General features: G+C 73.6%; 18 protein-coding genes. 8 read left to right on the forward strand and 10 right to left on the reverse strand.

The annotated features are described in order from the left end of the window. Positions 1–66: 66 nt before the first annotated feature. The 4 genes from ACZ6B1_RS02160 to ACZ6B1_RS02175 all read right to left on the reverse strand — a co-directional run bounded on the left by ACZ6B1_RS02160 (position 67) and on the right by ACZ6B1_RS02175 (position 7,033). Positions 67–2,055: an ABC transporter ATP-binding protein gene (locus tag ACZ6B1_RS02160; protein ID WP_468774101.1), complete on the reverse strand. Its 1,989-nt coding sequence runs from the start codon at positions 2,053–2,055 to the stop codon at positions 67–69. A gap of 449 nt (positions 2,056–2,504) precedes the next feature. Beyond that, entirely contained in the window at positions 2,505–3,743 is a 1,239-nt protein-coding gene (locus ACZ6B1_RS02165) for a cytochrome P450 (RefSeq protein ID WP_468774103.1), read from the reverse strand. A gap of 89 nt (positions 3,744–3,832) precedes the next feature. Further along, positions 3,833–4,624, reverse strand: coding sequence for an N-formylglutamate amidohydrolase (locus tag ACZ6B1_RS02170; protein WP_468774105.1), 792 nt, complete (start codon positions 4,622–4,624; stop codon positions 3,833–3,835). A 189-nt stretch (positions 4,625–4,813) separates the two neighbouring features. After that, on the reverse strand, positions 4,814–7,033 hold the full coding sequence (locus tag ACZ6B1_RS02175; protein ID WP_468774107.1) for an NADP-dependent isocitrate dehydrogenase: 2,220 nt from the start codon (positions 7,031–7,033) through the stop codon (positions 4,814–4,816). Between the two features lie 216 nt (positions 7,034–7,249). Between ACZ6B1_RS02175 and ACZ6B1_RS02180 the strand changes: the two genes are divergently transcribed. After that, entirely contained in the window at positions 7,250–8,824 is a 1,575-nt protein-coding gene (locus ACZ6B1_RS02180) for a M1 family metallopeptidase (RefSeq protein ID WP_468774108.1), read from the forward strand. Here the strand turns inward: ACZ6B1_RS02180 and ACZ6B1_RS02185 are convergent, their stop codons facing one another. From ACZ6B1_RS02185 to ACZ6B1_RS02200, 4 genes are all read right to left on the reverse strand, one after another. Beyond that, positions 8,825–9,238 (reverse strand): DUF4186 domain-containing protein, encoded by a 414-nt coding sequence (locus ACZ6B1_RS02185; RefSeq protein WP_468774110.1) that lies wholly within the window; start codon positions 9,236–9,238, stop codon positions 8,825–8,827. Positions 9,239–9,275: 37 nt separating this feature from the next. Beyond that, a complete protein-coding gene (locus tag ACZ6B1_RS02190; RefSeq protein WP_468774113.1) occupies positions 9,276–10,361 on the reverse strand; it encodes a mechanosensitive ion channel family protein in 1,086 nt (361 codons plus the stop codon). A 177-nt stretch (positions 10,362–10,538) separates the two neighbouring features. After that, positions 10,539–12,071 carry an amino acid permease gene (locus ACZ6B1_RS02195; RefSeq protein WP_468774115.1) on the reverse strand — a complete coding sequence of 511 codons (1,533 nt, stop codon included), beginning with the start codon at positions 12,069–12,071 and terminating at the stop codon, positions 10,539–10,541. Between the two features lie 37 nt (positions 12,072–12,108). Further along, positions 12,109–13,101 (reverse strand): hypothetical protein, encoded by a 993-nt coding sequence (locus ACZ6B1_RS02200; RefSeq protein ID WP_468774117.1) that lies wholly within the window; start codon positions 13,099–13,101, stop codon positions 12,109–12,111. A 263-nt stretch (positions 13,102–13,364) separates the two neighbouring features. Between ACZ6B1_RS02200 and ACZ6B1_RS02205 the strand changes: the two genes are divergently transcribed. The 3 genes from ACZ6B1_RS02205 to ACZ6B1_RS02215 are packed head-to-tail and all read left to right on the forward strand — an operon-like array spanning position 13,365 to position 17,457. After that, complete coding sequence (locus tag ACZ6B1_RS02205; RefSeq protein WP_468774119.1) at positions 13,365–14,795, forward strand: FGGY family carbohydrate kinase; 1,431 nt, start codon at positions 13,365–13,367, stop codon at positions 14,793–14,795. After that, positions 14,792–16,195, forward strand: a complete 1,404-nt coding sequence (locus ACZ6B1_RS02210; RefSeq protein WP_468774120.1) for an FAD-dependent oxidoreductase — start codon at positions 14,792–14,794, stop codon at positions 16,193–16,195. The genes ACZ6B1_RS02205 and ACZ6B1_RS02210 overlap by 4 nt, the downstream gene beginning before the upstream one ends. Then, positions 16,192–17,457 carry an NAD(P)/FAD-dependent oxidoreductase gene (locus tag ACZ6B1_RS02215; RefSeq protein WP_468774122.1) on the forward strand — a complete coding sequence of 422 codons (1,266 nt, stop codon included), beginning with the start codon at positions 16,192–16,194 and terminating at the stop codon, positions 17,455–17,457. The genes ACZ6B1_RS02210 and ACZ6B1_RS02215 overlap by 4 nt, the downstream gene beginning before the upstream one ends. Positions 17,458–17,492: 35 nt before the next feature. Here the strand turns inward: ACZ6B1_RS02215 and ACZ6B1_RS02220 are convergent, their stop codons facing one another. Both ACZ6B1_RS02220 and ACZ6B1_RS02225 read right to left on the reverse strand, forming a co-directional pair. Then, a complete protein-coding gene (locus ACZ6B1_RS02220) occupies positions 17,493–18,257 on the reverse strand; it encodes a crotonase/enoyl-CoA hydratase family protein (protein WP_468774124.1) in 765 nt (254 codons plus the stop codon). 50 nt (positions 18,258–18,307) lie between these two features. Beyond that, positions 18,308–19,282 (reverse strand): lysylphosphatidylglycerol synthase transmembrane domain-containing protein, encoded by a 975-nt coding sequence (locus ACZ6B1_RS02225; RefSeq protein WP_468774126.1) that lies wholly within the window; start codon positions 19,280–19,282, stop codon positions 18,308–18,310. A gap of 174 nt (positions 19,283–19,456) precedes the next feature. Between ACZ6B1_RS02225 and ACZ6B1_RS02230 the strand changes: the two genes are divergently transcribed. The 4 genes from ACZ6B1_RS02230 (at position 19,457) to ACZ6B1_RS02245 (ending at position 24,687) form a co-directional block, all read left to right on the forward strand. Then, positions 19,457–21,334 (forward strand): ABC transporter ATP-binding protein, encoded by a 1,878-nt coding sequence (locus ACZ6B1_RS02230; protein WP_468775998.1) that lies wholly within the window; start codon positions 19,457–19,459, stop codon positions 21,332–21,334. A gap of 288 nt (positions 21,335–21,622) precedes the next feature. Then, positions 21,623–22,978 carry a lectin gene (locus ACZ6B1_RS02235; protein ID WP_468774128.1) on the forward strand — a complete coding sequence of 452 codons (1,356 nt, stop codon included), beginning with the start codon at positions 21,623–21,625 and terminating at the stop codon, positions 22,976–22,978. A 177-nt stretch (positions 22,979–23,155) separates the two neighbouring features. Then, positions 23,156–23,695 (forward strand): (2Fe-2S)-binding protein, encoded by a 540-nt coding sequence (locus ACZ6B1_RS02240; RefSeq protein WP_468774130.1) that lies wholly within the window; start codon positions 23,156–23,158, stop codon positions 23,693–23,695. Continuing rightward, on the forward strand, positions 23,692–24,687 hold the full coding sequence (locus tag ACZ6B1_RS02245; RefSeq protein ID WP_468774132.1) for an FAD binding domain-containing protein: 996 nt from the start codon (positions 23,692–23,694) through the stop codon (positions 24,685–24,687). The genes ACZ6B1_RS02240 and ACZ6B1_RS02245 overlap by 4 nt, the downstream gene beginning before the upstream one ends. The last annotated feature ends 7 nt before the right edge of the window (positions 24,688–24,694 follow it).

Genomic DNA, 24,694 nt, shown 5'->3' on the forward strand with positions numbered 1-24,694 from the left:
CTTCCCGGTGCGTGCGCCGGTCGGTTCGAAGGCGGTCGGCCTGCCCTCGGAGTTGTTCCTCGCGGGTCACGCGGGATTCGCGACCGTGGGGGAGCCGGGGCGGGGGATGGTGACTGCCGGGGCGTACTGGGCGGCCTGCGCGTCGAACATCGAGGCGTAACGCCCTCGGGCTGCCATGAGTTCGGCGTGGCTGCCGTGCTCGACGAGTCGTCCGTTGTGCAGGACGTGGATGTGGTCGGCGTGGCGGACGCCGGACATGCGGTGGGTGACCAGGACGACGGCGCGGTTCGGGGCGGCGAGCCCGCGGATGCGGTCGAAGGCGGCGATCTCGGCTTCCGGGTCGAGGGCCGAGGTGGGCTCGTCCACGATGAGCAGGCTGTCGGCATCCGAGGTCGTGCCGCGCCAGTGGGTACGGGCGAGCCCGATCTTCTGCCACTCGCCGCCGGAGAGTTCGCTGGCGCCGCGGAACATCCTGGCGAGCAGGCTGCGAAGGCCGTCGGGGAGTTTCGCGATGACCGGTCCGGCCCCCGCGTAGTCGACGGACGGCCGCAGGTCCTCGGGACCGGCCTCGTGGCCGGGCCGGCCGATCCGGATGTTCAACGCCGCCGTGACGGGCCAGCGCTGGAAGTCCTGGGTCAGCAGTGCGACCCGGTCGAAGACCGCTGAGCGGTCCAGGGAGGCGATCTCGGCATCGCCCCACCGCACGGTCCCGCTCTGCGGCAGGAGCAGGCCCGACAACACCTTCATCAGAGTGCTCTTGCCGGAGCCGTTCTCGCCGACCACCGCGGTGACCGAGCCCATGGGCAGCGTGAGTGAGACCCCGTCCAGGGCGGGCGTCTCCCGGTCCGGATAGCGGTAGCCGACCCGGTCGAGGACGACCTCCCGCACCCGTGGCGGAACGGGATCGCCCCCGCTGGGAATGATGCGCCGTGCCGCCTCGTCCAGGAACCGGGCGTGGTCGCGGACGTAGAGGGACTCCTCGTGCAACTGGTTCACGTTCATCACCAGCGCGCCCAGTCCGGCCGAACCCGACCGCACGGCGATGACGGCGGTCCCGGCCACGGCCAGACTCATGTGTCCGCTCGAGATCAGCAGGAACATGGCCGCGTACGTCGCCGCCATGCCGAGGCCGGACAGCGCGGCGGCCACCCACTCGGTGACGGCCTTGCCGGCGGCCAGCCGCTCCTGCTCGGCCTCGGCGCTCTCGGCCATGCGCTCGTAGCGGCTGAGCAGGAAGGGGCCGACGGCGTGGATGCGCACCTCCTGCGCGGCGCTCCGCTCCGTGAGCAGGCTGCCGATGAGCCGGGCGGCCCGCACGTGCTCGATCCAGCTCATCACCGACACGTACCGCTCCTGCGCCACCCGCATCGCACCCCAGCCGCGCGGCGCCGCGATCAGGACCAGCATCGGCAGGAGCACCGGGTGGAGGATGGTGAGCACGCCGGCCGTGGAGATCAGGGAGATGGTCCCGTTCAGCGCGGCCACACAGGCGCCGATCATGCGGCGGGCGGATCCGGCGCCGTACTGGGCGACGTCGATCAGGCGCCGGAACTCCGGGTCCTCGATGGCCTCCAGCTCCACCGACGCGGCGGCGGCCAGGTACTGGGTCGTGGCGATCCGCTCGACCAGCGGTTCTAGACGGCCCGCCCGTGAGGTGGACCATCCGGCGAGGCCCGAGTTGACCACGGCTGCTCCGGCGGCGGCGAGCAGGCCCGGCAGCACCGCGTGCAACCGCTGCCCCGGGCTGCCCGAACCGAGCAGGGCGTGCATCACGGAGTTGACCGCGAGCAACCCCACGGCCGCGGCGAGGCCCTGCCCGATCTCGCTGATGGCGACCGTGAGCAGAGCGCGGCGGTCCGCCTGCCACGCCATTCGCAACGTCGCCCCGACCAGCGCGGGCATGGAGCGCAGGGCCGACAACATCGTCAGGTCGAGTCGGGCGCTCTCGTGTTCCGACCAGCCCATGTCGTAGCGCAGAGGGCCGCCGAACAGCTCCCGTTCGGCGTCGGAGACCTCCGGCTCGGCCAGCCGCACGCGTCCGAAGAACCTTTTCATCGGACGCCTCCCGGCCCACGCCGGCTCGGCCTTCGGTGAGCCGGCGCGGGCAGCCGCCGGGCCATGGTCGGTTGCTCTTGTGTGTCGGCCGTCAACGTGGTCCCCCTCGACGGTTGTGCGGCTGGTTCGTACGGCTCAACGAATCAGCCCGAGTTTCCGAACACATGTGTTTCGGTCGCGTCGGTATCCCCACGATTGAGCGCGCGCCGGAACGTGCGGACTGCATCGACCCGTGCGGTGCCGGGGGCGGAGGCTGGAACCACGGTGGCCGAAACGCCGAGCGTCGCGGCGGCGCCGGTGGCGGCGGGGCGAGGCCGAGTCCCCGGTGTCTGCGTGCGGGGTCACAGCCATCCGGCGTGCGGGCCACGGCCGTGCGGGAGGGACCGGCCCCACCCGCGACGGGGCGGGCGGCGAGGCGCGAGCACGTGTCGGGCGTGCCCCGGTCCCGGTCACCAGGTGACGGGCAGGGTGCGGGGTCCGCGGATCATCGTCTTGTGCCGCCACCGGACCTGGTCCGGTGGAACGGCGAGGCGCAGGCCGGGCAGCCGGGCCAGGATCGTGTCGACGAGCAGTTCGGTCTGCAGCCGGGCTAGGACGGCGCCGGTGCAGTAGTGCGGACCGTTGCCGAAGGCCAGGTGTGGGTTGGGGCGCCGGTCCGGGTCGATGCGGTCGGGGTCGGGGAAGACGGCCGGATCGCGGTTGGCGGCGAGGTAGGAGACGTAGACCGGTTCGCCCGCCGCGATGCGGTGGCCGCCGACCTCGACGTCCTCCAGGGCGATCCGGGCGAGCCCGACCGTGCTGCGGTGCGGGATGTGACGCAGGAGTTCGTCGAGCACGGGGCCGCGCGCCTCGGGACGGGTGCGTACCCGCTCCATCAGCTCCGGGCGGGTCAGCATCAGGAACAGCATCTGGCCGCAGTTGTGGGTGACCGCCTCGCCGCCGATCTGCAGCGGCCCGGCGAGGCCGACGGCCTCCTCCTCGCTGATCTCGCCCCGGGACACCGCGGCCCCGAGGAGTGAGTAGACGTCCTCGTCCGTGCTGTGCGCGCGCGACCGGACGGCCGTGGTGATCCAGCCGTAGAGGCCGGTCTTCGCGGCCTGGGCGGCCTCGGCGCCACCGGAGGTGGAGATGATCTGCCGGGTCCAGGCGTGCACCTGCTCCCGGTCGGCGGGCGGCACGCCCATCACCTCGCTGACGACCGTGATCGGGAACGGCTCCAGCACCCGCTCGACGAGGTCCGCCGGCGGCCCGTCCCGCACGACGTCGTCCACCAGGTCGTCCAGGACCCGCTGCGCGCGGGGCCGCAGCCGCTTCATGGCGCTCACCGTGAAGGCGCCGGCGACCGGCTTGCGCAGCCGGTTGTGCTCGGGCTGGTCGGCCCAGGCCAGCGAGCCCGGGCGCGGGGCGAAGTCCGGTGCGAGCCGGGTGATCTGACGGCGGGTCACCTCGGCACGGCCGAAGCGCGGATCGTTGGTGACCAGCTTCACGTCCGCGTAGCGGGTGGCGAGCCACGCCCACCCCTCACCGAACGGCAGCCGGATGCGGGTCAGGGGGCCCTCGCGCATCAGGCCGGCGAGGACCGGGTCGAAGTCCGTCCCGTCCAGGTCGAGCGGCAGCCAGTCCCGTACGGGCGGCCGGTCCCGCTCGGGCGGTGCGGCCCGGCCGGTGAGCGTGATCTCCTCCGTCATGCCCACCACCTTCGTACGCGCCCCGCCCGCTGTCCTGCGGGAGTGCTCCAGCCGGAGGGCCCGGACCCGCACCGGCGCCGGCCCCGCCGCTACACGGCGTCCACGAGCGCGGCCAGCGCCCCGGCAACGTCCTCGAGGCCCGGCCCCGCGGGGCCGCCGGGCTCGGTCATGTAGGTGTCCCGGCGGATCTCCACCATCAGCGCGCTCACCCGCGCCTCGCGCCCGTAGTACTCCAGCGGCACGTAGGTCCCGCTGAACGGGCTGTCCAGCCCCGTCTCCCCGCACCCCGCGAACGCCTCCAGGGCCGCCGCGCGTAGCCGGGACGGGGTGTGGAGGTCGTCCGTGCCCAGGCACACGGGCGGCCGCGGACCGGCGCCGTGCAACTCGTACGGCAGGGCCTCGCGCGGATAGGAGTGCACGTCGATCACGATCGCGCGCCCGGTCGCGGCCAGCCGCCCGGCCACCGCCTCGGTCATCGCGCGCGCGTACGGCCGGAAGTACCGCTCGACCAGCGGCTCGGGGTCGGTGTCCGCGGCCCGCAGCGCACCGCGGTGCGTGGTCCCGGTGTACACGGCTCCCATGCCCACGGCGAGCATCTCCTCCCGCTCGTCCGGGAACCGCTCCGGGTCCACGACCAGCCGGGACAGCCGGTTCACGAACCGCCAGGGGGTGGTCCCGGCGAGGGCCGCCGCCCGCTCCGCCATCCGCGCGGTGTGCGCGTCGGTGATGTGGTCCAGTTCCCGCTCGAGCGCCGCGTCGTCCAGCACGATCCCCTCACGGACGTCACCCGGTATCGCCCGCGACGAGTGCGGCACGTGCAGCAGCACGGGCGACTCGGCGGCGCCGGGCAGGAGCTCGAACGAGGGGCTGTACGAGGGCACGGGCTGCTCCACGGGCGTCGGTCGGACGGTGCACGATCAAGGTGCCACACGGCACTGACAACGCCCCCCGCACCGGCGGCGGACCGGGACGGACGGGCGGTGCACCGGCCCCGGCATGCCTCCGCCCCGGCCGGGTGCACCGGCCGGGGCGGAGGATCACTCATGGCGGCGGCTGAACCGCCGCGGAGCTCAGCTCAGGGACGCGAGGGCCGAGTTCCAGGTGGCCGACGGGCGCATGACCGCGTCCGCCTTGGCCTTCTCCGGCTGGAAGTAGCCGCCGATGTCGGCCGGGCTGCCCTGCACGGCGATCAGCTCGTCGACGATCTTCTGCTCGTCGGCCGCGAGGGTCTCGGCGAACGGGGCGAACGCCTTCGCCAGGTCGGCGTCGTCGGTCTGGCCGGCCAGCTCCTGCGCCCAGTACAGGGACAGGTAGAAGTGGCTGCCGCGGTTGTCGATGCCGCCGAGGCGACGGGTCGGGGACTTGTCCTCGTTGAGGAAGGTCGCCGTGGCGCGGTCGAGGGTGTCGGCGAGGACCTTGGCGCGGGTGTTGCCCGTGGCCGCCGCGTACTGCTCGAAGGACGGCACCAGGGCGAAGAACTCACCGAGGGAGTCCCAGCGCAGGTAGTTCTCCTTGACCAACTGCTGGACGTGCTTCGGCGCGGAGCCGCCGGCGCCCGTCTCGAACAGGCCGCCGCCCGCCATCAGCGGGACGACCGACAGCATCTTGGCGCTGGTGCCCAGCTCCAGGATCGGGAAGAGGTCGGTCAGGTAGTCACGCAGCACGTTGCCGGTCACCGAGATGGTGTTCTCGCCGCGGCGGATGCGCTCCACCGACAGCTTGGTGGCCTCGACGGGGGGCAGGATGCGGATGTCCAGGCCCTGGGTGTCGTGCTCCGTCAGGTACTGCTCGACCTTGGCGATCAGGTTGGCGTCGTGGGCGCGGGTCTCGTCCAGCCAGAAGACGGCCGGGTCGCCGGTGGCGCGGGCGCGGGTGACGGCGAGCTTCACCCAGTCCTTGATCGGGGCGTCCTTGGTCTGGCAGGCGCGGAAGATGTCGCCGGCGGAGACCGTCTGCTCCAGGACGACGTTGCCGGCCTGGTCGACCAGGCGGACGGTGCCCGTGGTCGGGATCTCGAAGGTCTTGTCGTGGCTGCCGTACTCCTCGGCCTTCTGCGCCATGAGACCGACGTTCGGGACGGAGCCCATGGTGGAGGGGTCGTAGGCGCCGTTGGCACGGCAGTCGTCGATCACGGCCTGGTAGACGCCGGAGTACGAGGAGTCCGGCAGGACCGCGAGGGTGTCGGCCTCCTGGCCGTCCGGGCCCCACATGTGGCCGGAGGTGCGGATCATGGCCGGCATCGAGGCGTCGACGATGACGTCGGACGGCACGTGCAGATTGGTGATGCCCTTGTCGGAGTCGACCATCGCGAGCGCGGGGCCCTCGGCCAGCTCGGCGTCGAAGGAGGCCTTGATCTCGGCGCCCTCGGGCAGCGACTCGATGCCCTTGAGGATGCCGCCCAGACCGTCGTTCGGGGTCAGGCCGGCGGCGGCGAAGGTCTCGCCGTACTTCGCGAAGGTCTTCGGGAAGAAGGCGCGCACCACGTGGCCGAAGACGATCGGGTCGGAGACCTTCATCATCGTGGCCTTCAGGTGCACGGAGAACAGGACGCCCTCCTCCTTGGCCCGGGCGACCTGCGCGGTCAGGAACTCGCGCAGCGCGGCGACGCGCATCACGGAGGCGTCGACGACCTCACCCTCGAGCACCGGGACGGACTCGCGCAGGACGGTGGTCGAGCCGTCGTCGCCCTTTAGCTCGATGCGCAGCGCACCGGCCTCGGAGATCACCACGGACTTCTCCGTGGAGCGGAAGTCGTCCACGCCCATGGTGGCCACGTCGGTCTTGGAGTCGGAGCTCCAGGCGCCCATGCGGTGCGGGTGGGTCTTGGCGTAGTTCTTGACCGAGGCGGGGGCGCGGCGGTCGGAGTTGCCCTCGCGCAGCACCGGGTTGACGGCCGAGCCCTTGATCTTGTCGTAGCGGGCGCGGATCTCGCGCTCCTCGTCGGTCTTCGGGTCGTCCGGGTAGTCCGGCAGCGCGTAGCCCTTGCCCTGCAGCTCGGCGACGGCGGCCTTGAGCTGCGGGATGGAGGCCGAGATGTTCGGCAGCTTGATGATGTTGGCGGCGGGCGTCTTGGCCAGCTCGCCCAGCTCGCTGAGCGCGTCGGGGATGCGCTGGTCCTCGTTCAGGTACTCCGGGAAGACGGCGATGATGCGCCCGGCCAGCGAGATGTCGCGGGTCTCCACGGGCACACCGGCCTGCGAGGCGTACGCCTGGATCACCGGCAGGAAGGAGTGCGTCGCGAGGGCCGGGGCCTCGTCTGTGTAGGTGTAGATGATGGTCGAGTCAGTCACCGGGTGCTCCGCTCCACGTCTGCAACATTGCTCGACATCAAGATATCTCGTGATCGGGTCCGGCTCGACAGGGGTCCCGGCCGGAAATTCGTGCCGCCCCGGGGCAACCGATCCCGCCTTCATGTGGTCATGACAAACGATCACCACTGACCACGCGTGATCGCCTCCGACCGGCGGCCGGATCCGACCACCCGGCCGCCCGAGCGAAAGCGGACCATGAGATATCGCACCAGAGTGACGGCCCCGGCGGCCGCCCTGATCGGCACCGCCGCGGCACTGACGACGGGCACCCCGGCCCAGGCGCGCCCCGCGGGCCCCGGCGCGGCGGCGCACAGGACGGCCCGCACGGCGGCCGTCCTCGGCCCCGAGACCCTCGGTGACCCCGTCTTCCCCACCCTCGGCAACAAGGGCTACCGAGCCACGTCCTACCACCTGGACGTGGCCTGGGACGCCAAGGCCAGGAAGGTCGACGCGACGGCCACGGTGAAGATACGCGTCGACCGCCCGCTCAGCCGCTTCTCGCTGGACGCCCTCGGCCTGGACATACGCACCGTGTCCGTCGACGGCGCCGCCGCCGCCTTCGCCCAGGTGGGCGAGAAGCTGCGGATCACACCCGCCACGGCGCTGCCGCCGGACGCGCTGGCCACCGTGACCGTCGCCTACTCCGCCGACCCGCGCCGTGTCCTCGCCCACACCGCCTGGGTGCCCACGCCCGACGGCTTCGCGACCTGCCCGCAGCCGAACTCCGCGCACACCGTCTTCCCGTGCAACGACCACCCCTCGGACAAGGCGGACTTCACCTTCCGCATCACGGTCCCGAGCGGCCTGCGCGCGGTGGCGAACGGCCTGCTCACCGGCACCGAGACGCTGAGCGGCGACCGCACGGCGTACTCGTACCGCTCGGTCTCCCCGATGGCCACCGAAGTCGTGCAGATCACCGTCGGCGACTACGTGATCAAGGACCGCCAGGGCCCGCACGGCCTGCCGCTGCGCGATGTCGTGCCCGCCGCCCGCGCCACCGCCCTGGAGCCGGCCCTCGCCCTCACCCCCGGCCTCGTGACCTGGCTGGAGGACCGGCTGGGTGCCTACCCGTTCGAGACGTACGGCCTGCTGCCGTGCAACTCGGACGACCCGGCGGCCTTCGACTTCACCGGCCTGGAGACGCAGACCCTCACCCTGTACAAGCCGAACTTCCTGCTCCAGCCGGAGAAGAGCATCGGCTCGCACATGATGCACGAGCTGGTCCACTCCTACTTCGGCAACCTGGTCAGCCCCGCCACCTGGGCCGACCTGTGGCTGAACGAGGGCCACGCCGACTACTACGGGCTGCTCTACCGCTACGAGCGCGGCTGGGCCGACTCCCTCGGCCTGACCAGCATGGAAGCCCGGATGAAGGACACCTACGCGCGCGGCGACCAGTGGCGCCACGACTCCGGCCCGGTGGCGTCCCCGAACGCGGTGAACCTCTTCGACAGCCAGCGCTACCTGGGTGGCGTCCTCGTCCTGTACGCCTTCCGGCAGCTCGTCGGCGAGCAGGTGTTCAACACCGTCGAGCGCACCTTCCTGGAGCGCTTCCGCGACTACTCGGCGACCACCACCGACTACATCGACGTGGCCTCCGAGGTCTCCGGCCAGGACCAGTCCGGCTTCCTGCGCGACTGGCTCTACGGCACCAAGACGCCGCGCATGCCCGGCCACCCCGACTGGACGGTGAACCCGGTCGCCTCCTCCTTCGCGGCCCCGCACAGCAAGCGCGGCGGCCACTGGCACGAGAACTCGGCCACGCTCTGATCAGCCGTGGCGGGCGGCGTCCGGCCCGGCGCCGCCCGCCACCTCGCGCTCGATCCACCGGCAGATCACGTCCACCACGTACACGTGCTCGGCGCGGCTCAGCTCCCGCCCGCGGGGAATGCCGTGCCAGCGCTGCAGACAGCCCCGGCAGCACGTCGCGGTGGCGTGCTGGGCGACGAACACCGGATGCCCCCGGTACGGCGTCTGCCTGCCGTCCTTGTGCGGCTGGGCCGGGGCGAGCCGCGCGGCGATCAGGTCGTAGGCGTGCCACCGGATCGTCGCCGGCCCCTTCTGCGTGGCGACGGCCAGCTCCCGGCCGCGCAGGCGGAACTTCGCCCGGAATGGCTGACGCGCGATCGTGTCGAGCCGTTCGTCGAGGGAGCGGGCGGCCGGATCCGGCGGCGGAGAGGACATGGCCCTTCGAGGGTATGCCCACCGCCGCCCTCGGGCCCTACTCGGCCACGGCCGGCGCGTGCTCCTCCCCGCTGCGCTGCTGCGGTATCACCACCGCGCCCTGCTGCAGGGCCACCGTCCTGGTCGGGGACGGGATGCGGATGCCCTCCGCGCGGTAGCGGCGGTGCAGGCTCTTGATGAACTCGTGCTTGACGCGGTACTGGTCGCTGAACTCGCCCACGCCGAGGATCACCGTGAAGCCGATGCGCGAGTCGCCGAAGGTGTGGAAGCGGATCGCGGGCTCGTGGTCCGGGACGGCGCCGGTGATCCCGGTCATCGTCTCGGCGATGACCTCGTGGGTGACGCGCTCGACGTGGTCGAGGTCGCTGTCGTAGCTCACACCCACCTGCACCAGGATCGTCAACTGCTGCTCGGGACGCGTGTAGTTGGTCATGTTGCTCTTCGCGAGCTCGCCGTTGGGGACGACCACCAGGTTGTTGGAGAGCTGGCGGACCGTCGTCTGACGCCAGTTGATGTCCACCACATAGCCCTCCTCGCCGCTGCTGAGCCGGATGTAGTCGCCCGGCTGCACGGTCTTGGAGGCGAGGATGTGGATGCCCGCGAAGAGGTTGGCGAGGGTGTCCTGCAGGGCCAGCGCGACGGCCAGACCGCCGACGCCCAGGGCGGTGAGCAGGGGCGCGATGGACACGCCGAGCGTCTGCAGCACCACCAGGAAGCCGATCGCCAGCACCAGCACCCGGGTGATGTTCACGAAGATGGTGGCCGAACCGGCCACGCCCGAACGGGACTGGGTCACCGACTGGACCAGGCCCGCGATCACCCGGGCCGCGGACACGGTCACCACGAGGATCAGCCACACCTCGAGGAACTGGTCGGTGTGGTGCTGCACGGTCCGGGTCAGCGGCAGCACCGCGGCGGCCACCGCGGCGCCGCCCGCGATCGCCGACCACGGGACGACGGAGCGCAGCGCGTCCACGATGACGTCGTCACCGCTCCAGCGGGTCCGCTCGGCGTGCTTGCCCAGCCAGCGCAGCACCGTGCGGGAGAGGAAGGCCAGCAGCAGCCCCGCGGCCACGGCGATGCCGGCGAGCACCAGGTCGTGCAGGGTCAGCGCACGGTTCACCGGTCACCTCCGGGGTGCGAAAGGGCGGTGCGGAGCCTGGAGTGAAGTCTCGTCACGTTGTCACCTGCTCGTGGTCCGTACATGTGCGATCGCGCCGGCCACCGACGTCGTCGGCGGGCGGCGCGATCGCTCATCCTGCCGTATCCGGCAGCCCGGTTCGCACCGGGACGGCGCGGATCAGACGATGCCCTCCGCGAGTTCGGCCTGGTCGCGCTCGTCACCGTAGGCCGCGGTGGTGGGCGTGCCGTACGAACGGCGGGCGACGTACCACCAGATGCTGGCCAGCACGAGCACGACCACCAGGGCCACGGCCGCGTAGTTCATCGTGTCGACGGTGACCGGCGAGGACTGCGGAAGGCAGAACAGGACCGTCACACAGGCCACCCAGACCACCGCGATCCAGCCGACCGGCCTGCTCCACCGGCCCAGGTTCCACGGACCCGGCCGGAACCGGTCGCCGGCGCGCAGCCGCAGCAGGACGGGGATGGCGTAGGCCGGGGTGATGCCGATGACGTTGATGGCGGTGACCGCGCCGTACGCCGTCGCCGAGTACAGGGACGGCAGGGCGAGCACACCGGCGACGACCACCGACAGCCAGACCGCCGCGACCGGCGTCTGGGTACGGCTGCTGACCTTGCGCCACAGGTGCGAGCCCGGCAGCGCGCCGTCCCGGCTGAACGCGAACACCATCCGGCTGGCCGCGGCCACCTCGGCGTTCCCGCAGAACAACTGGGCGACGATGACGACGAGCAGCAGCACGCTCGCCCCGTCGGTGCCGAGGCCGTCGAGCAGGATCTGCGCGGGCGGCACCCCGGTCGCCGTGGCCCGCGTGGCGTCGTAGTCCTGGATGGCGAAGGTCAGTCCGGCGAGCAGGACGAAGCCCGCGATCCACGACACCCAGATGGACCGCACGATGCCCTTCGCCGCGGACACCGAGGCGTTGGAGGTCTCCTCGGACAGGTGCGCGGAGGCGTCGTAGCCGGAGAAGGTGTACTGGGCGAGCAGCAGGCCGATGGCCGCCACGTACAGCGGGCTCGACCACCCGCTGTCGTTCACGAACTCGGTGAACACGAAGGACGGCGACTGGTGGTGGTCGGGGACGATCGCCAGCGCGCCGACGATGAGCGCGACACCGGCCAGGTGCCACCACACGCTGACCGAGTTGAGCAGGCTGACCAGGCGGACGCCGAACAGGTTCAGCACGGCGTGCAGCAGCAGGATGCCGCAGAAGATCAGCATGGTCCTGCCGGGAGTCGGCTGGAAGCCCCACTGGAGGTTGGCGAACGCGCCGGTGAACAGGGCGGCCCCGTAGTCGATGCCGGCGATCGCGCCGAGCAGGCCCAGCAGGTTCAGCCAGCCCGTGTACCAACCCCAGCGGCGGCCGCCGAGCCGGTCCGCCATGTAGTACAGGGCACCGGAGGTCGGGTAGGCGCTGGTGACCTCGGCGAGCGCCAGGCCGACGCAGAGCACGAACAGGCCGACGCCCGCCCAGCCCCACAGCATCACGGCCGGCCCGCCGGTGCCGAGGCCGAAGCCGTACAGGGTCATGCAGCCGGACAGGATCGAGATCACCGAGAAGCTGATCGCGAAGTTGCCGAAGCCGCCCATGCGGCGGGCCAGCACGGGGCGGTAGCCGAGTTCGCGCAGCCGCTGCTCCTCGTCGTGCTGCGGCCGGGCGGGGGAGGGCGACGGATCGGGGGCGGGGGACATGCGGAAACCTCCGGGAGGGGGGAAACGAGGGGGAGCGTCAGGGGCGGGAGCCGAGATCCTCCCCGGCCGCGCGGCAGCGGTCCCTGGCCCGCAGGAACACCTCCACCGCGGGGCCGCGGTCTGGGGCGCGGTACATCCAGGGCGACGGCGTGAAGTACGGGCCGATCGCGTCGAACACCCGGCGGGCCTCGGCGAACCGCTGGGCACCCCACAGCGCGTGGGCCAGGTGGTTGAGGTCCAGCAGGGAGCGTTCGCTCCCGGGCGCGTGCTCGAACCAGGAGTGCAGCGCCCGCGCCGCCTCACGGGCGGCGTCATCCGCGACCCAGTGCAGGTCGAGCGCCGCGTCGTGGCCTGCGGCCCGCCGGTAGCGCTCGACCCGGACGTACAGCGGCAGCACGTGCAGGGCGGAGCCGGGCGGCGCCGGGGCGGCGGCCCACCGGGTGTAGCGGGCGGCCTCGGCGAGCCGGTCGGAGGCGGCGGTGGCGTACAGGAACTGAAGCATCCGGTGGTGCGCCTCGCGGTTGTGCGGGTCGCGCTTGCCGGCCTCGGCCAGCAGTTCCCAGGGGCCCGGCGGCAGCAGGGGTTCCGGCGGCGGCGTCCGGTGCTCCGGCCAGCGCTGCTCCGGGTCGAGCTGGGCCAGCGCCAGCAGGCACACCCAGGGCACCGGGTCTTCCGGGGCGGTCTGGGCGGCGGACTGCGCGGCGTCCCAGGCCTCGATCCACAACTCGTGTGCCCGCAGGTGCCGTTCGCGCCGCGCCCGCAGGGCCCGCTCCACGCCGACCCGGGCGTGCATCACCGCGGCCGGCACGCTGTGCGGCTCCTCCGCGAGCCAGGCCCGCACCACGTCGGTGCCGGCCGCCGCGGCCGCGAGGATCTGGGTGCGCTGGGTCCACTGCCACGGGCTCGTGGTGTCCGCGAGCAGCGTGCGCATCGCCATCCAGCGCCCGGTGCGCAGATCCTGCAGGGCGCCGCGCAGGGCGCCGTCGTGACCGGCGGGATCGTAGGCGGGGCGGGCTCCCTCCCTGGCCATCAGCCACCCGCCCCGGTCCGCGAGCGGACGGGCAGAGTGACGCGGTGCGCTGACAACAGCCCTCCTCGGGGCGGTGGTTGGCGGTCACGTACGGGGACGGCGGTCACTATAGGGGTGTCGTTTGCACCGTGCCATCGATGTCAACTCAACTTCCCCAATGCGCAGTTGATCACCAGCCGACCGCGCTTGACGCCGGACACCGCCCGACGGCAGGCTGTTCGCGCCGATCTTCGAAGGGCCGCACGAGCGCGCGGGAGGGTGCGATGACGGGGCCGGTGCTCGCCGTCGACCAGGGCACGTCCGGCACCAAGGCGCTGGTGGTCTGCCCCGAACGCGGCGTCCTGGGCGCCGGGTTCGCCGCCGTGCGGCCCCGCCATCTGCCCGGCGGGCAGGTCGAGGTGGACCCCGAAGCGCTGTACGCCTCCGTGCTCGACGCCGGCCGGGCCGCCTTGGCCGAGGCGAGCGAGGACGTCGTGGCGATGGGCCTGGCCAACCAGGGCGAGACCGTGCTCGCCTGGGACCCCGTGACCGGCCGCCCGCTGACCGACGCCCTCGTCTGGCAGGACCGGCGCGCCGAGACCGTGTGCGCCGAACTGAACGACCGCGCCGACGAGTTGCGGCAGCTCACCGGCCTGCCCCTCGACCCGTACTTCGCGGCACCGAAAATGGCCTGGATCCGCCGTCACCTCACCCGCGAGGGCGTCGTCACCACCTCCGACGCCTGGCTGGTGCACCGGCTCACCGGCGCCTTCGTCACCGACGCGGCCACCGCGGGCCGTACCCAGCTCCTGGACCTGGACGGCACCCACTGGTCGGCGCGGGCGCTGGAGGCCTACGGACTGTCCGGCGAACGGCTGCCGGAGATCACCGACAACGCACAACCCGTCGGCACGACAAGGGCGTTCGGCCCCGAGATCCCCGTCACCGGCCTGATCGTCGACCAGCAGGCCGCTCTGCTGGCCCAGCGCATCACCGGGCCTGGCGGCGCCAAGTGCACCTATGGCACCGGAGCGTTCCTGCTCGCGCACACCGGCGGCACACCCCGGCGCGGCGACTCCGGCCTGGTGAGCTGTGTCGCCTGGCGGCTCGCCGGCGACACCGGTTACTGCCTCGACGGGCAGGTGTACACGGCCGCCTCCGCCGTGCGCTGGCTCACCGACCTCGGCGTCATCTCCTCGGCCGCCGACATCGACCCGGTCGGCAGCGCCGTCCCCGACAGCGGCGGCGTCACCTTCGTACCCGCCCTCGCGGGGCTCGCCGCCCCCTGGTGGCGCGGCGACCTGCGCGGGTCGCTGACCGGGCTCGGCCTGGACACCGGCCCCGGACACCTGGTCCGCGCCCTGTGCGAGGGCCTGGCGGCGCAGGTCACCGAGCTGGCCCGGGCGGCCGCCACCGACCTCGGCACCCCGCTGGACACGCTGCGCGTCGACGGCGGGCTGACCCGCTCCGCCCTGCTCATGCAGACCCAGGCCGACCTGCTGCAGCGCCCCGTCGAGGTCTCCGCCCTGCCCGACGCCACCGCACTCGGCGCCGCCGCCCTGGCCCGGCTCGGCGCCGACCCCGCGCTGAGTGTGGCCGACGCCCTGCCCGACTGGAAGCCGGCCGCCGTGTACGAGCCCCGCATCCCGGCCGGTCTGGCCGCCGAACGCCTGGCCTGCTTCCGCACCGCGGTCGCCGCGCTGCTCGGCTCATGACGGTCACCGCCGAGGGACCGCTGCCCGGGCAGCCGTACGACGTCGCGGTCGTCGGCGCCGGGGTCGTCGGCTGCGCCATCGCCCGCGAACTCGCCCGCCACCCCGGCCTGCGCGTCGTCCTGGCCGAGGCCCAGGACGACGTCGGCCAGGGCACCTCCAAGGCCAACACCGCCATCCTGCACACCGGTTTCGACGCCAACCCGGGATCCCTGGAGGCCACGCTGGTCCGCGAGGGCTCCCGGCGGCTGGCCGCCTACGCCGCCGAGTCCGGCATCCCCGTCGAACGGACCGGCGCCCTCCTCGTCGCCTGGGACGCGGAGCAGCTCGCCACCCTGCCCCGGCTCGCCGAGAAGGCCGGGCGCAACGGCTGCCCGGACACCCGGCTCCTCGGCGCCGACGAGCTCTACACCCGCGAACCGCACCTCGGCCCGGGCGCGCTCGGCGCCCTGCACGTGCCCGGCGAGAGCATCATCTGCCCCTGGACGACAACCCTGGCCTACGCCACCCAGGCGGTCCGCGCGGGCGTCCACCTGCACCTCGGCGCCCGGGTCACCCGGTCCGAACGGCGCGACGGCGTCCATCTGCTGACCACCTCCCGGGGCGCCCTGCGCGCCCGGTACCTGGTCAACGCGGCCGGACTGCACGCCGACACCCTCGACCGGACGCTCGGCCACGACGACTTCACCGTCACCCCGCGCCGGGGCCAGCTCATCGTCCACGACCGGTTCGCCCGCCCGCTGGTCCGGCACATCCTCCTGCCCGTCCCGACCGCTCTCGGCAAGGGCGTCCTGATCGCGCCGACCGTGCACGGCAACGTCCTGCTCGGCCCCACCGCCGAGGACCTGGACGACAAACGGGCCACCCAGTCCACCGGCGAGGGCCTCGCCCTGCTGCGGGAGAAGGGCCGCCGCATCCTCCCCGCGCTGCTCGACGAGGAGGTCACCGCCGTCTACGCCGGGCTGCGCGCCGCCACCGAGCACGACGACTACCGGATCTTCGCGCACCCCGAGCAGGCGTACGTCACCGTCGGCGGCATCCGCTCCACCGGCCTCACCGCGTCCATGGCCATCGCCGCCCACGTCGCCGGGCTACTGGCCGGCGCCGGGCTCGACCTCGGTCCGGAGCGGGAACCGGAGCCGGTACGGATGCCCGGCATCGGCGAGGCCACCCCGCGCCCCTGCCTGCGGCCCGAACTGATCGCCGCCGACCCGGAGTACGGCGTGCTCGTCTGCCACTGCGAGCGGGTCTCCCGCGGGGAGATCCGCGACGCCCTCGCCAGTACGATCCCGCCGCGCACCCTGGAGGGCCTGCGCCGCCGCACCCGCGCCCGGGCGGGCCGCTGCCAGGGGTTCCACTGCGGGGCGGCGCTCCGGGAGCTGTTCGAGGAGGCGCGCCCATGACCGCGAACCCGCCGGTGCGCTCCGTCGACGTCCTCGTCGTCGGCGCGGGCCCCGCGGGGCTCGCCGCCGCGGCACACCTGGCCACCGCCGGCGCCGGCCGGGTCGAGGTGCTCGAGCGGGAGGCACGGCCCGGGGGAGCGCCCCGCTACTGCGCGCACGGAGGCTTCGGCACCTGGACGCGTCCGCTGACCGGCCCGGGGTACGCACGGCTCCTCACCGAGGCCGCCGTGCGGGCCGGTGCCGTGGTGTGCACAGGGGTGACGGTTCTTCAGTGGGCGGACGCCGGACGGCCGTTTCCGGCGACACCAGCCGGGACCGGCACGGCGGGCGGCCCCGGGCCCGGTGGTGCGGAGGCGGCGGGCCCGGGCGAGGACCCGTGGCTCGTCCGGGCGGCGCGGGCAGGCGTGGCCGACGGCCCGGCGTCCGAGGGGGCGGACCCGGCGGACGTCCTCGACGGTCCGCCGGACGGGGCGACGGCGGCCGGCGAAGCCGTCGGCCAGGGGGTCCGGGGCGCGGCACCAGCGGGCGCGCCCGGTGCCCCGGTGCCCCCCGATGTCGCCCGGTCGAGCGTGGCCGGCGGCCCCGGCGACCGGAGCGAACCGGTCTTCACGGTGGTCGGTCCCGGCGGGCTGGAGACGGTCAGGGCCCGAGCCGTCCTCCTCGCCACCGGCGCCCGGGAACGCCCCCGCGCGGCCAGGCTGGTCCCCGGCACCAGGCCCGCGGGTGTCCATACCACCGGCGAACTCCAGCAGGCGGTGCACCTGTTCGGGCAGCCGATCGGAACCCGCGCGGTGGTGGTCGGCGCCGGGCACGTCTCGTACGCCGCGGCCGGCACCCTGCGGGCGGCCGGTGTCACGGTCGCCGCCCTGGTCACCGAAGAGAGCCGTGCGCAAATGCCGCCTTTCCGCGCGCAGTTGACCCGCCTGGTCCGCCGCATTCCGCTCCTCACCCACGCCACGGTCGCCGAACTCCTCGGCCACGGACGCCTGTCCGGCGTCCGCCTGCGCCACCGCGACGGCCGTACGGTGGTCCTGCCCTGCGACACGATCGTCTTCACCGGCGACTTCGTGGCCGAGAACGAACTCGCCCGGACCGCCGGCATCCGGCTGGACGCGAGCCCGTACACCTCACGCCCCGGCGTCTTCGCCGCCGGCGGCCTGCCGCACCCGGGGCAGCGCGCCGCCGCGGCGGCCCGCGACGGGGTGGCGGCGGCCGGCGCGGTGCTGCACTGGCTGGCGGGGGCGCCCTGGCCCGGCACCTGACCGGACCGGCCCGGCGGCCCTGAACCCCGGAGTCCTCAGAACTCCGTGAAGGACCCGTGCCGCCCCGCGCCCCCCGCGAACCGCGCCGCGCCCTCGAGGCCCTCGGCCAGCACGGCGACGCCGTACCGGAGTTCCCCGCGCATCGCCGTCTCCTCGGCCTGGCCCTCCTGGTCCAGCACCGAGGCCCGGTCCCCGCGCAGGCACGCCTGCGGGAAGCGGGCGATGGCGGCCGCGAGCTCCTCGGCCTCGGCGCGGGCGCGGCCGGTCGGCACCACCCGGTTGGCGAGACCGATGTCGTAGGCCTCGCGGGCCGGGACCGGGCGGCCGGTGAGGATCATGTCCATGGCGCGGCTGGTGCCGATCAGCCGGGGGAGCCGTACCGTGCCGCCGTCGATCAGCGGAACGCCCCAGCGGCGGCAGAACACCCCGAAGACGGCGTCCTCCTCGGCGACCCGGAGATCGCACCACAGGGCCAGTTCGAGGCCGCCCGCGACGGCGTGCCCCGCGACGGCCGCGATCACCGGCTTCGACAGCCGCATCCGGGTCGGCCCCATCGGCCCGTCGCCGTCCTCCGCGACCCGGTTGCCCCGCTCCGTGCCGACCGCCTTGAGGTCGGCGCCCGCGCAGAAGGTGCCGCCCTCGCCCCACAGCACCGCCACGCGGGCGGCGTCGTCCGCCTCGAACGCCCGGAAGGCGTCGGTGAGTTCGGCGGCCGTCGGGCCGTCGACCGCGTTGCGGGCCTCGGGGCGCGACAGCACGATCGTGGTGACGTGTTCCCTGCGCTCCACACGGACCGGCACGGCGGTGCTCCTCTTCTGGGGGGTGTAGCGGCTCGAAGGGCCACTCTGCCTCAGATGACCTTCAGCCGCACCAGCGCCCCCAGCGTCAGCGCCCCCGGCACCAGCGGCAGCCACACGGTGATGACCCGGTAGGCCAGTACCACCGCGGTGGCCACCGCGGCCGGTCCGCCCGCCGCGACCAGCGCCACGATCAGCGCCGCCTCCACGGAGCCGACCCCGCCCGGTGTCGGCACCAGTGCCACCGCGACCGTCGCCGCGAGATAGGCGAGCGCCATGTGCGCCGGCGGCACCGGCAGTTCCAGCGCCCGACCCACCGCGGCCAGACCGGCCGCCTGGCAGGCCGGGAACGCCAGCGAGCCGCCCCACAGGGCCAGCGCCCGGCCCGGACGCGTGTGCACCGACCGCGCCTCACCCAGGGCGTCCCGCAGGAAGGCGCACACGGCCGTGCGCAGCCGCCGTACGAGGGCCAGCGCGGCGGCCGCCAGCAGCACCAGCGCGCCCGCGCCCGACAGCAGCGGCAGCGCGGAGCCGGCGGGCAGCAGCGTGCCCGGCCGCAGCGCGTCGGGGAAGGCGAGCAGCAGCGCGGCCAGCAGAGCGAGCCGGCCCACGCTCTCCGCCAGCAGGTACAGGGCCAGCGCGGCCGAGGAGCGGGCCGGCGACACCCCGTACACGGTCATGAAGCGCAGGTTCACCGCGCTCGCGCCGAGCCCGGTGGGCAGCAGATGGTTGGCCGCGCCCGCCGCGAACTGGGTGGCCAGCAGCCGCCCCTTCGGCAACGGCTGCACCACCGCGCCCTGCCGGGTGAACGCGGCCGCCACCCAGGTCAGGCAGGTCGCGGCGGCCGCCGCCAGCAGCCACGGCCAGGAGGCGGCGCGCAACTGGCCGAAGCCCTCGGCGAGCACCGAGCGGTGCCGGACCGCGGCCACAGCGACCAGTACGAGCGGCACCGCGCACAGGACCTGGCGGACGGGGAAGCGCCGGGGGAGGCGTCCCCGGGGGACGTCGGGGAATCGGAGCGCTGTCACACCTGGAGAGGCTCGCCGCGCCGCGCCAACGGCGGATGGCGCGGGCGCGGACGGCGGCTTACGGACGGGCAGCGGATGAGCGGAGCCCTTGGGATGCGGTGATGCCGGCGGAGACGAGGAGGCGCGGACATTGACCTCAACGACGCTTGAGGTCCTACGTTCTCTCCCATGAGCATGGAGACCACCGCCTGGACGCAGCTGCACAGCGTCATGAACGCACAGGCCGAGCGCCGCCCCTTCGCCCGAGCCACGCTGCGCCGCATCGCCGCCTTCGCCCGCCCGCACCGCGCGGGCATCATCCGCTTCGTCCTGCTCGGGGTGGTGACGGCACTGCTGGCCGTGGCCACCCCGGTGCTCGCCGGCCACGTCGTCGACGCGATCGTGGCGGGCCACGACTCCGGGGTCGTCGTACGGCTCTCCCTGCTGATCGCGCTGGTCGCCCTCGCCGAGGCGGGACTGGGCGTCCTCGGCCGGCGCCTGTCGTCGACGCTCGGGGAGGGCCTCATCCTCGACCTGCGCACGGCTGTGTTCGATCATGTGCAGCGCATGCCCGTCGCGTTCTTCACACGTACCCGTACGGGAGCGCTGGTCAGCCGTCTCAACAACGACGTGATCGGTGCCCAGCGGGCGTTCGCCAACACCCTCTCTGGCGTGGTGACCAACCTCGTCACCCTGCTGCTCACCCTCGCGGTGATGCTCACCCTGTCCTGGCAGATCACGCTGCTCGCCCTGGTGCTGCTGCCGGTGTTCGTGCTGCCCGCCCGGCGCATGGGCAGCCGCATGGCCCGGATGCAGCGGGAGGCCGCGGCCCTCAACGCGGCCATGGGCACCCGGATGACCGAGCGCTTCTCCGCGCCCGGCGCCACCCTGGTCAAGCTGTTCGGCCGCCCGGAGGAGGAGTCGGAGGAGTTCGCGGCCCGCGCCCGCCGGGTGCGCGACATCGGGGTGCGCACGGCCACGGCCCAGTCGGTGTTCATCACCAGCCTCACCCTGGTCTCCGCCCTCGCCCTGGCCCTCGTCTACGGCCTCGGCGGCTGGTTCGCGCTGCGCGGCACCCTGGAGGCCGGCGCGGTCGTCTCCCTCGCCCTGCTGCTCACCCGGCTCTACGCCCCGCTCACCGCGCTCGCCGGGGCCCGCGTCGAGGTGATGTCCGCCCTGGTCAGCTTCGAGCGGGTCTTCGAGGTGCTCGACCTGAAGCCGCTCATCGAGGAGAAGCCGGACGCCGGCGAGGTACCGGCGGGACCGGTCGCGGTCGAGTTCGACGACGTCCGCTTCGCCTACCCGTCCGCCGACCAGGTCTCCCTCGCCTCCCTTGAGGAGGTCGCCGCCCTGGACACCCGCGGCGGCACCGAGGTCCTGCACGGCATCTCCTTCCGCGCCGAACCCGGCCACACCGTCGCCCTGGTCGGTTCCTCGGGCGCCGGCAAGTCCACCATCGCGCAACTGCTGCCGCGCCTGTACGACGTCGACTCCGGTGCCGTGCGGATCGGCGGGACCGACGTGCGCGACCTGAGCGCCGCCTCGCTGCGGGCCACCCTCGGCATGGTCACCCAGGACGGCCATCTCTTCCACGACACCGTCCGCGCCAACCTGCTGCTCGCCCGTCCTGAGGCCACGGACGAGGAACTGTGGGACGCGCTGGGCCGCGCCCGTCTCGCCGAGGTCGTGCGCGCCCTGCCGGACGGTCTCGACACGGTCGTCGGCGAGCGCGGCTACCGGCTCTCCGGCGGCGAACGCCAGCGCATGACCATCGCCCGGCTGCTGCTGGCCCGCCAGCGCGTGGTCATCCTCGACGAGGCCACCGCCCACCTGGACAACACCTCGGAGGCGGCCGTGCAGGAGGCCCTCACCGAGGCCCTGGAGGGCCGTACCGCCGTGGTGATCGCCCACCGACTGTCCACCGTGCGGGCCGCCGACCAGATCCTGGTCGTGGAGTCCGGCCGGATCGTGGAACGGGGCACGCACGACGAACTGCTCGCGGCGGACGGGCGGTACGCGGAGCTGCACCGCACCCAGTTCGCCCGGCGCGACGGCGAGGTACCGGCCGTCTGACGGCGACCACCCCGCGGCCGGACGCCGCGGGGCCCGGGTCCGGCCGCGGGGACACGCGACGGGACCCGGGCCCGCCGACGGGACACGTGACCGGAGCCGGGCCCCGCGGCACGGATCCGGCCACCGGCCGCAGTCCAGATCCATGACCGATGTCCAACCCCTTGACGCCACTGGTCCGGACCTTTAACTTCACGCCTTAATCAAAGACGCCGAACGCGCTCAACGCCCAGTCCCTGCCGTGGTGTTGCCCGCGTCCGGCCACCCCCCACGTGAAAGGCCGGCCCCTCCATGGCCAGACCACTGCCCGCGGTCGTCTCCCTCGCCGCCCTGTCCATCGCCACCGGGCTGCTCACCGCCGCCCCGGCCCACGCCGCCACCGGCACCATCACCGGCCTCGCCGGCAAGTGCCTCGACGTCGCCGGGGCCGGCTCCGCCGACGGCACGCCCGTACAGCTCTACGACTGCAACGGCACCGCCGCCCAGCAGTGGACGGTCGGCGGCGACGGCACCATCCGCGCCCTCGGCAAGTGCCTGGACGTCACCGGCAATTCGACCGCCGACGGCGCCAAGGCACAACTGTGGACCTGTACCGGCGGCGCCAACCAGAAGTGGACCGTCACCGCCGCCCACGACATCGTCAACCCGCAGGCCGACAAGTGCCTGGACGTCACCGACAACAACCCGGCCAACGGCACCCGCGCACAGATCTGGAGCTGCGGCGGCGGCGCCAACCAGAAGTGGAACGCGCCCGCCGCGGGCGGTGGCGGCACCTCCGCGCCGATGGCCGTGGCGCCGTACCTCTACAACGGCTGGGGCAGCCCGCCCAGCCCCGCCACCATCACCCAGGCCACCGGCGTGAAGTGGTTCACGCTCGCGTTCGTGCTCAGCAACGGCTACTGCAACCCCCAGTGGGACGGCGGCCGCCCGCTGACCGGCGGGGTGGACCAGCAGACGATCGGCACCGTGCGCGCGGGCGGCGGAGACGTCATCCCGTCGTTCGGCGGCTACAGCGGCAACAAGCTGGAGAGCTCCTGCGCCGGCGCGGGCGAACTCGCCGCCGCCTACCAGAAGGTGATCAACGCCTACGGCCTGAAGGCGATCGACATCGACCTCGAGGCCGACGCGTACGGCAACGCGACCGTGCAGCAGCGCACCGTGGACGCGCTCAAGACCGTCAAGGCCAACAACCCCGGCCTGAAGGTGTACGTCACCATCGGCACCGGGCAGAGCGGCCCCGACACTAGCCTCATCAACCGGGCGGCCGCGTCCGGGCTGACCGTGGACGCCTGGACGATCATGCCGTTCGACTTCGGCGGCGCCGGCAAGAACATGGGCAACCTCACCACGCAGGCCGCCGAGGGCCTGAAGAACGCGCTGAAGAACGCCTACCACTACAGCGACGACCAGGCCTACCGGGACATGGGCATCTCGTCCATGAACGGTGTCACCGACCAGAACGAGACCGTCACGGTGAACGACTTCCGGACCATCCTGGCCTACGCCCAGGCGCACCACCTGGCCCGGCTCACCTTCTGGTCCGCCAACCGCGACCGCCCCTGCACCGGCGGCCCCGCCGACAGCTGCTCCGGCGTCCCGCAGTCCGACTGGGACTACACCCGCGTCCTCGCGGCCTACACCGGCTGACCCGGCCGGCGGAAGAGCCGGTTCCCGGGATCAGCAGCCCGTCGCCGGGCCGGACCGCCGTCCGGCCCGGCGACGGGGCCGCGGTGGGCCCTGGAGTGGCCGGGACGTGTGAGGCGTCGCAGCCTGGATACGCGGTGTGCACGGACACCACGGCCCGTCCGGAAGGCCCTCCCTGCCATGACCAGCGAAAACCGGCTCGACCCGCATTCGGAGATCACCCTCCGGGTGAACGGCAAACCCCACAGCCTGCTCGTCGACCACCGGCGGGTCCTGCTGGACCTGCTCCGCGAGGACCTGGGCCTCACCGGGTCCAAGAAGGGCTGCGACCACGGTCAGTGCGGCGCCTGCACCGTCCTGGTGGACGGGCGACGCGTCAACGGCTGCCTGCTGCTGGCCGTCACGCTCGACGGCAGCGAGGTCACCACCATCGAGGGCCTGGGCGGCGCCGGCGAGGAACCGCACCCGCTCCAGCGGGCCTTCCTCGAACGGGACGCCTTCCAGTGCGGCTACTGCACGCCCGGGCAGATCTGCTCCGCCGTGGGCGTGATCGCCGAGGCCGCGGCCGGCCATCCCTCCCACGTCACCGACCCGGCGGAGCCCTCCGGCCGGCCCGTGCCGCTGGACCGGACCGAGATCCGCGAGCGGCTCAGCGGCAACCTGTGCCGCTGCGGCGCCTATCCGCGCATCGTCGAGGCGGTGGAGGACGTGATCGGGTGAAAGGCTTCGGATACCTCAGGCCCACCGGCGTCCAGGAGGCCGTCGACGCCTACGCGGCCCACCCCGGCGCCCGCTACCTCGCCGGCGGCACCAACCTCGTCGACCTGATGAAGCTCGGCGTGGAGACCCCCGGCGTCCTCATCGACATCGGCCGGCTGCCGCTGGACGCGGTCGAGGAACTGCCGGACGGCGCGCTGCGCGTCGGCGCCACCGTCCGCAACAGCGATCTCGCCGCCCACCCGCTCGTCCGCGACCGCTACCCGGTGCTGTCCCAGGCACTCCTCGCGGGCGCCTCCGGCCAGCTCCGCAACGCCGCCACCACCGGCGGCAACCTGCTCCAGCGCACCCGCTGCCCCTACTTCCAGGACCTGGACAAACCCTGCAACAAGCGCGAGCCGGGCAGCGGCTGCGGTGCCCGCGACGGCGTCCACCGCGACCACGCCGTCCTCGGCCACTCCCCGCACTGCATCGCCACCCACCCCTCCGACATGGCCGTCGCCCTGGCGGCCCTCGACGCCCGGGTCGAGCTGTACGGCGCCGAGGGCGGGCGCAGCATCCCGGTCGCCGACTTCCACCGGCTGCCCGGGGTGCGCCCGGAGCGGGACACCGAGATCCGCCCCGGCGAGCTGATCACCGGTGTGCTGCTCCCCGCCGCCCGGGCCGGAGTGCCCTCCGCCTACCGCAAGGCCCGCGACCGGGCCTCGTACGCCTTCGCCCTGGCCTCCGTGGCCGTCGTCCTGCGGGTCGCGGACGGCGTGGTGGACCAGGTGGGACTCGCCTTCGGCGGCCTCGCCCACCGGCCCTGGCGCGCCCACCACGCGGAGACCGCCCTGCTGGGCGCGGCGGCGACCCCCGAGGCCTTCGAGGGCGCCGTCGCCCTGGAACTGGAGCGTGCCGAGCCGTTGCGCGACAACGCCTACAAGGTGCCCCTCGCCCGCAACCTCGCCCTGGACGTCCTGAACCGCCTCGCCCCCGCACCCGCGACGGCCTGACCCCCGG

Source organism: Streptomyces sp. NPDC041129, assembly GCF_055592265.1.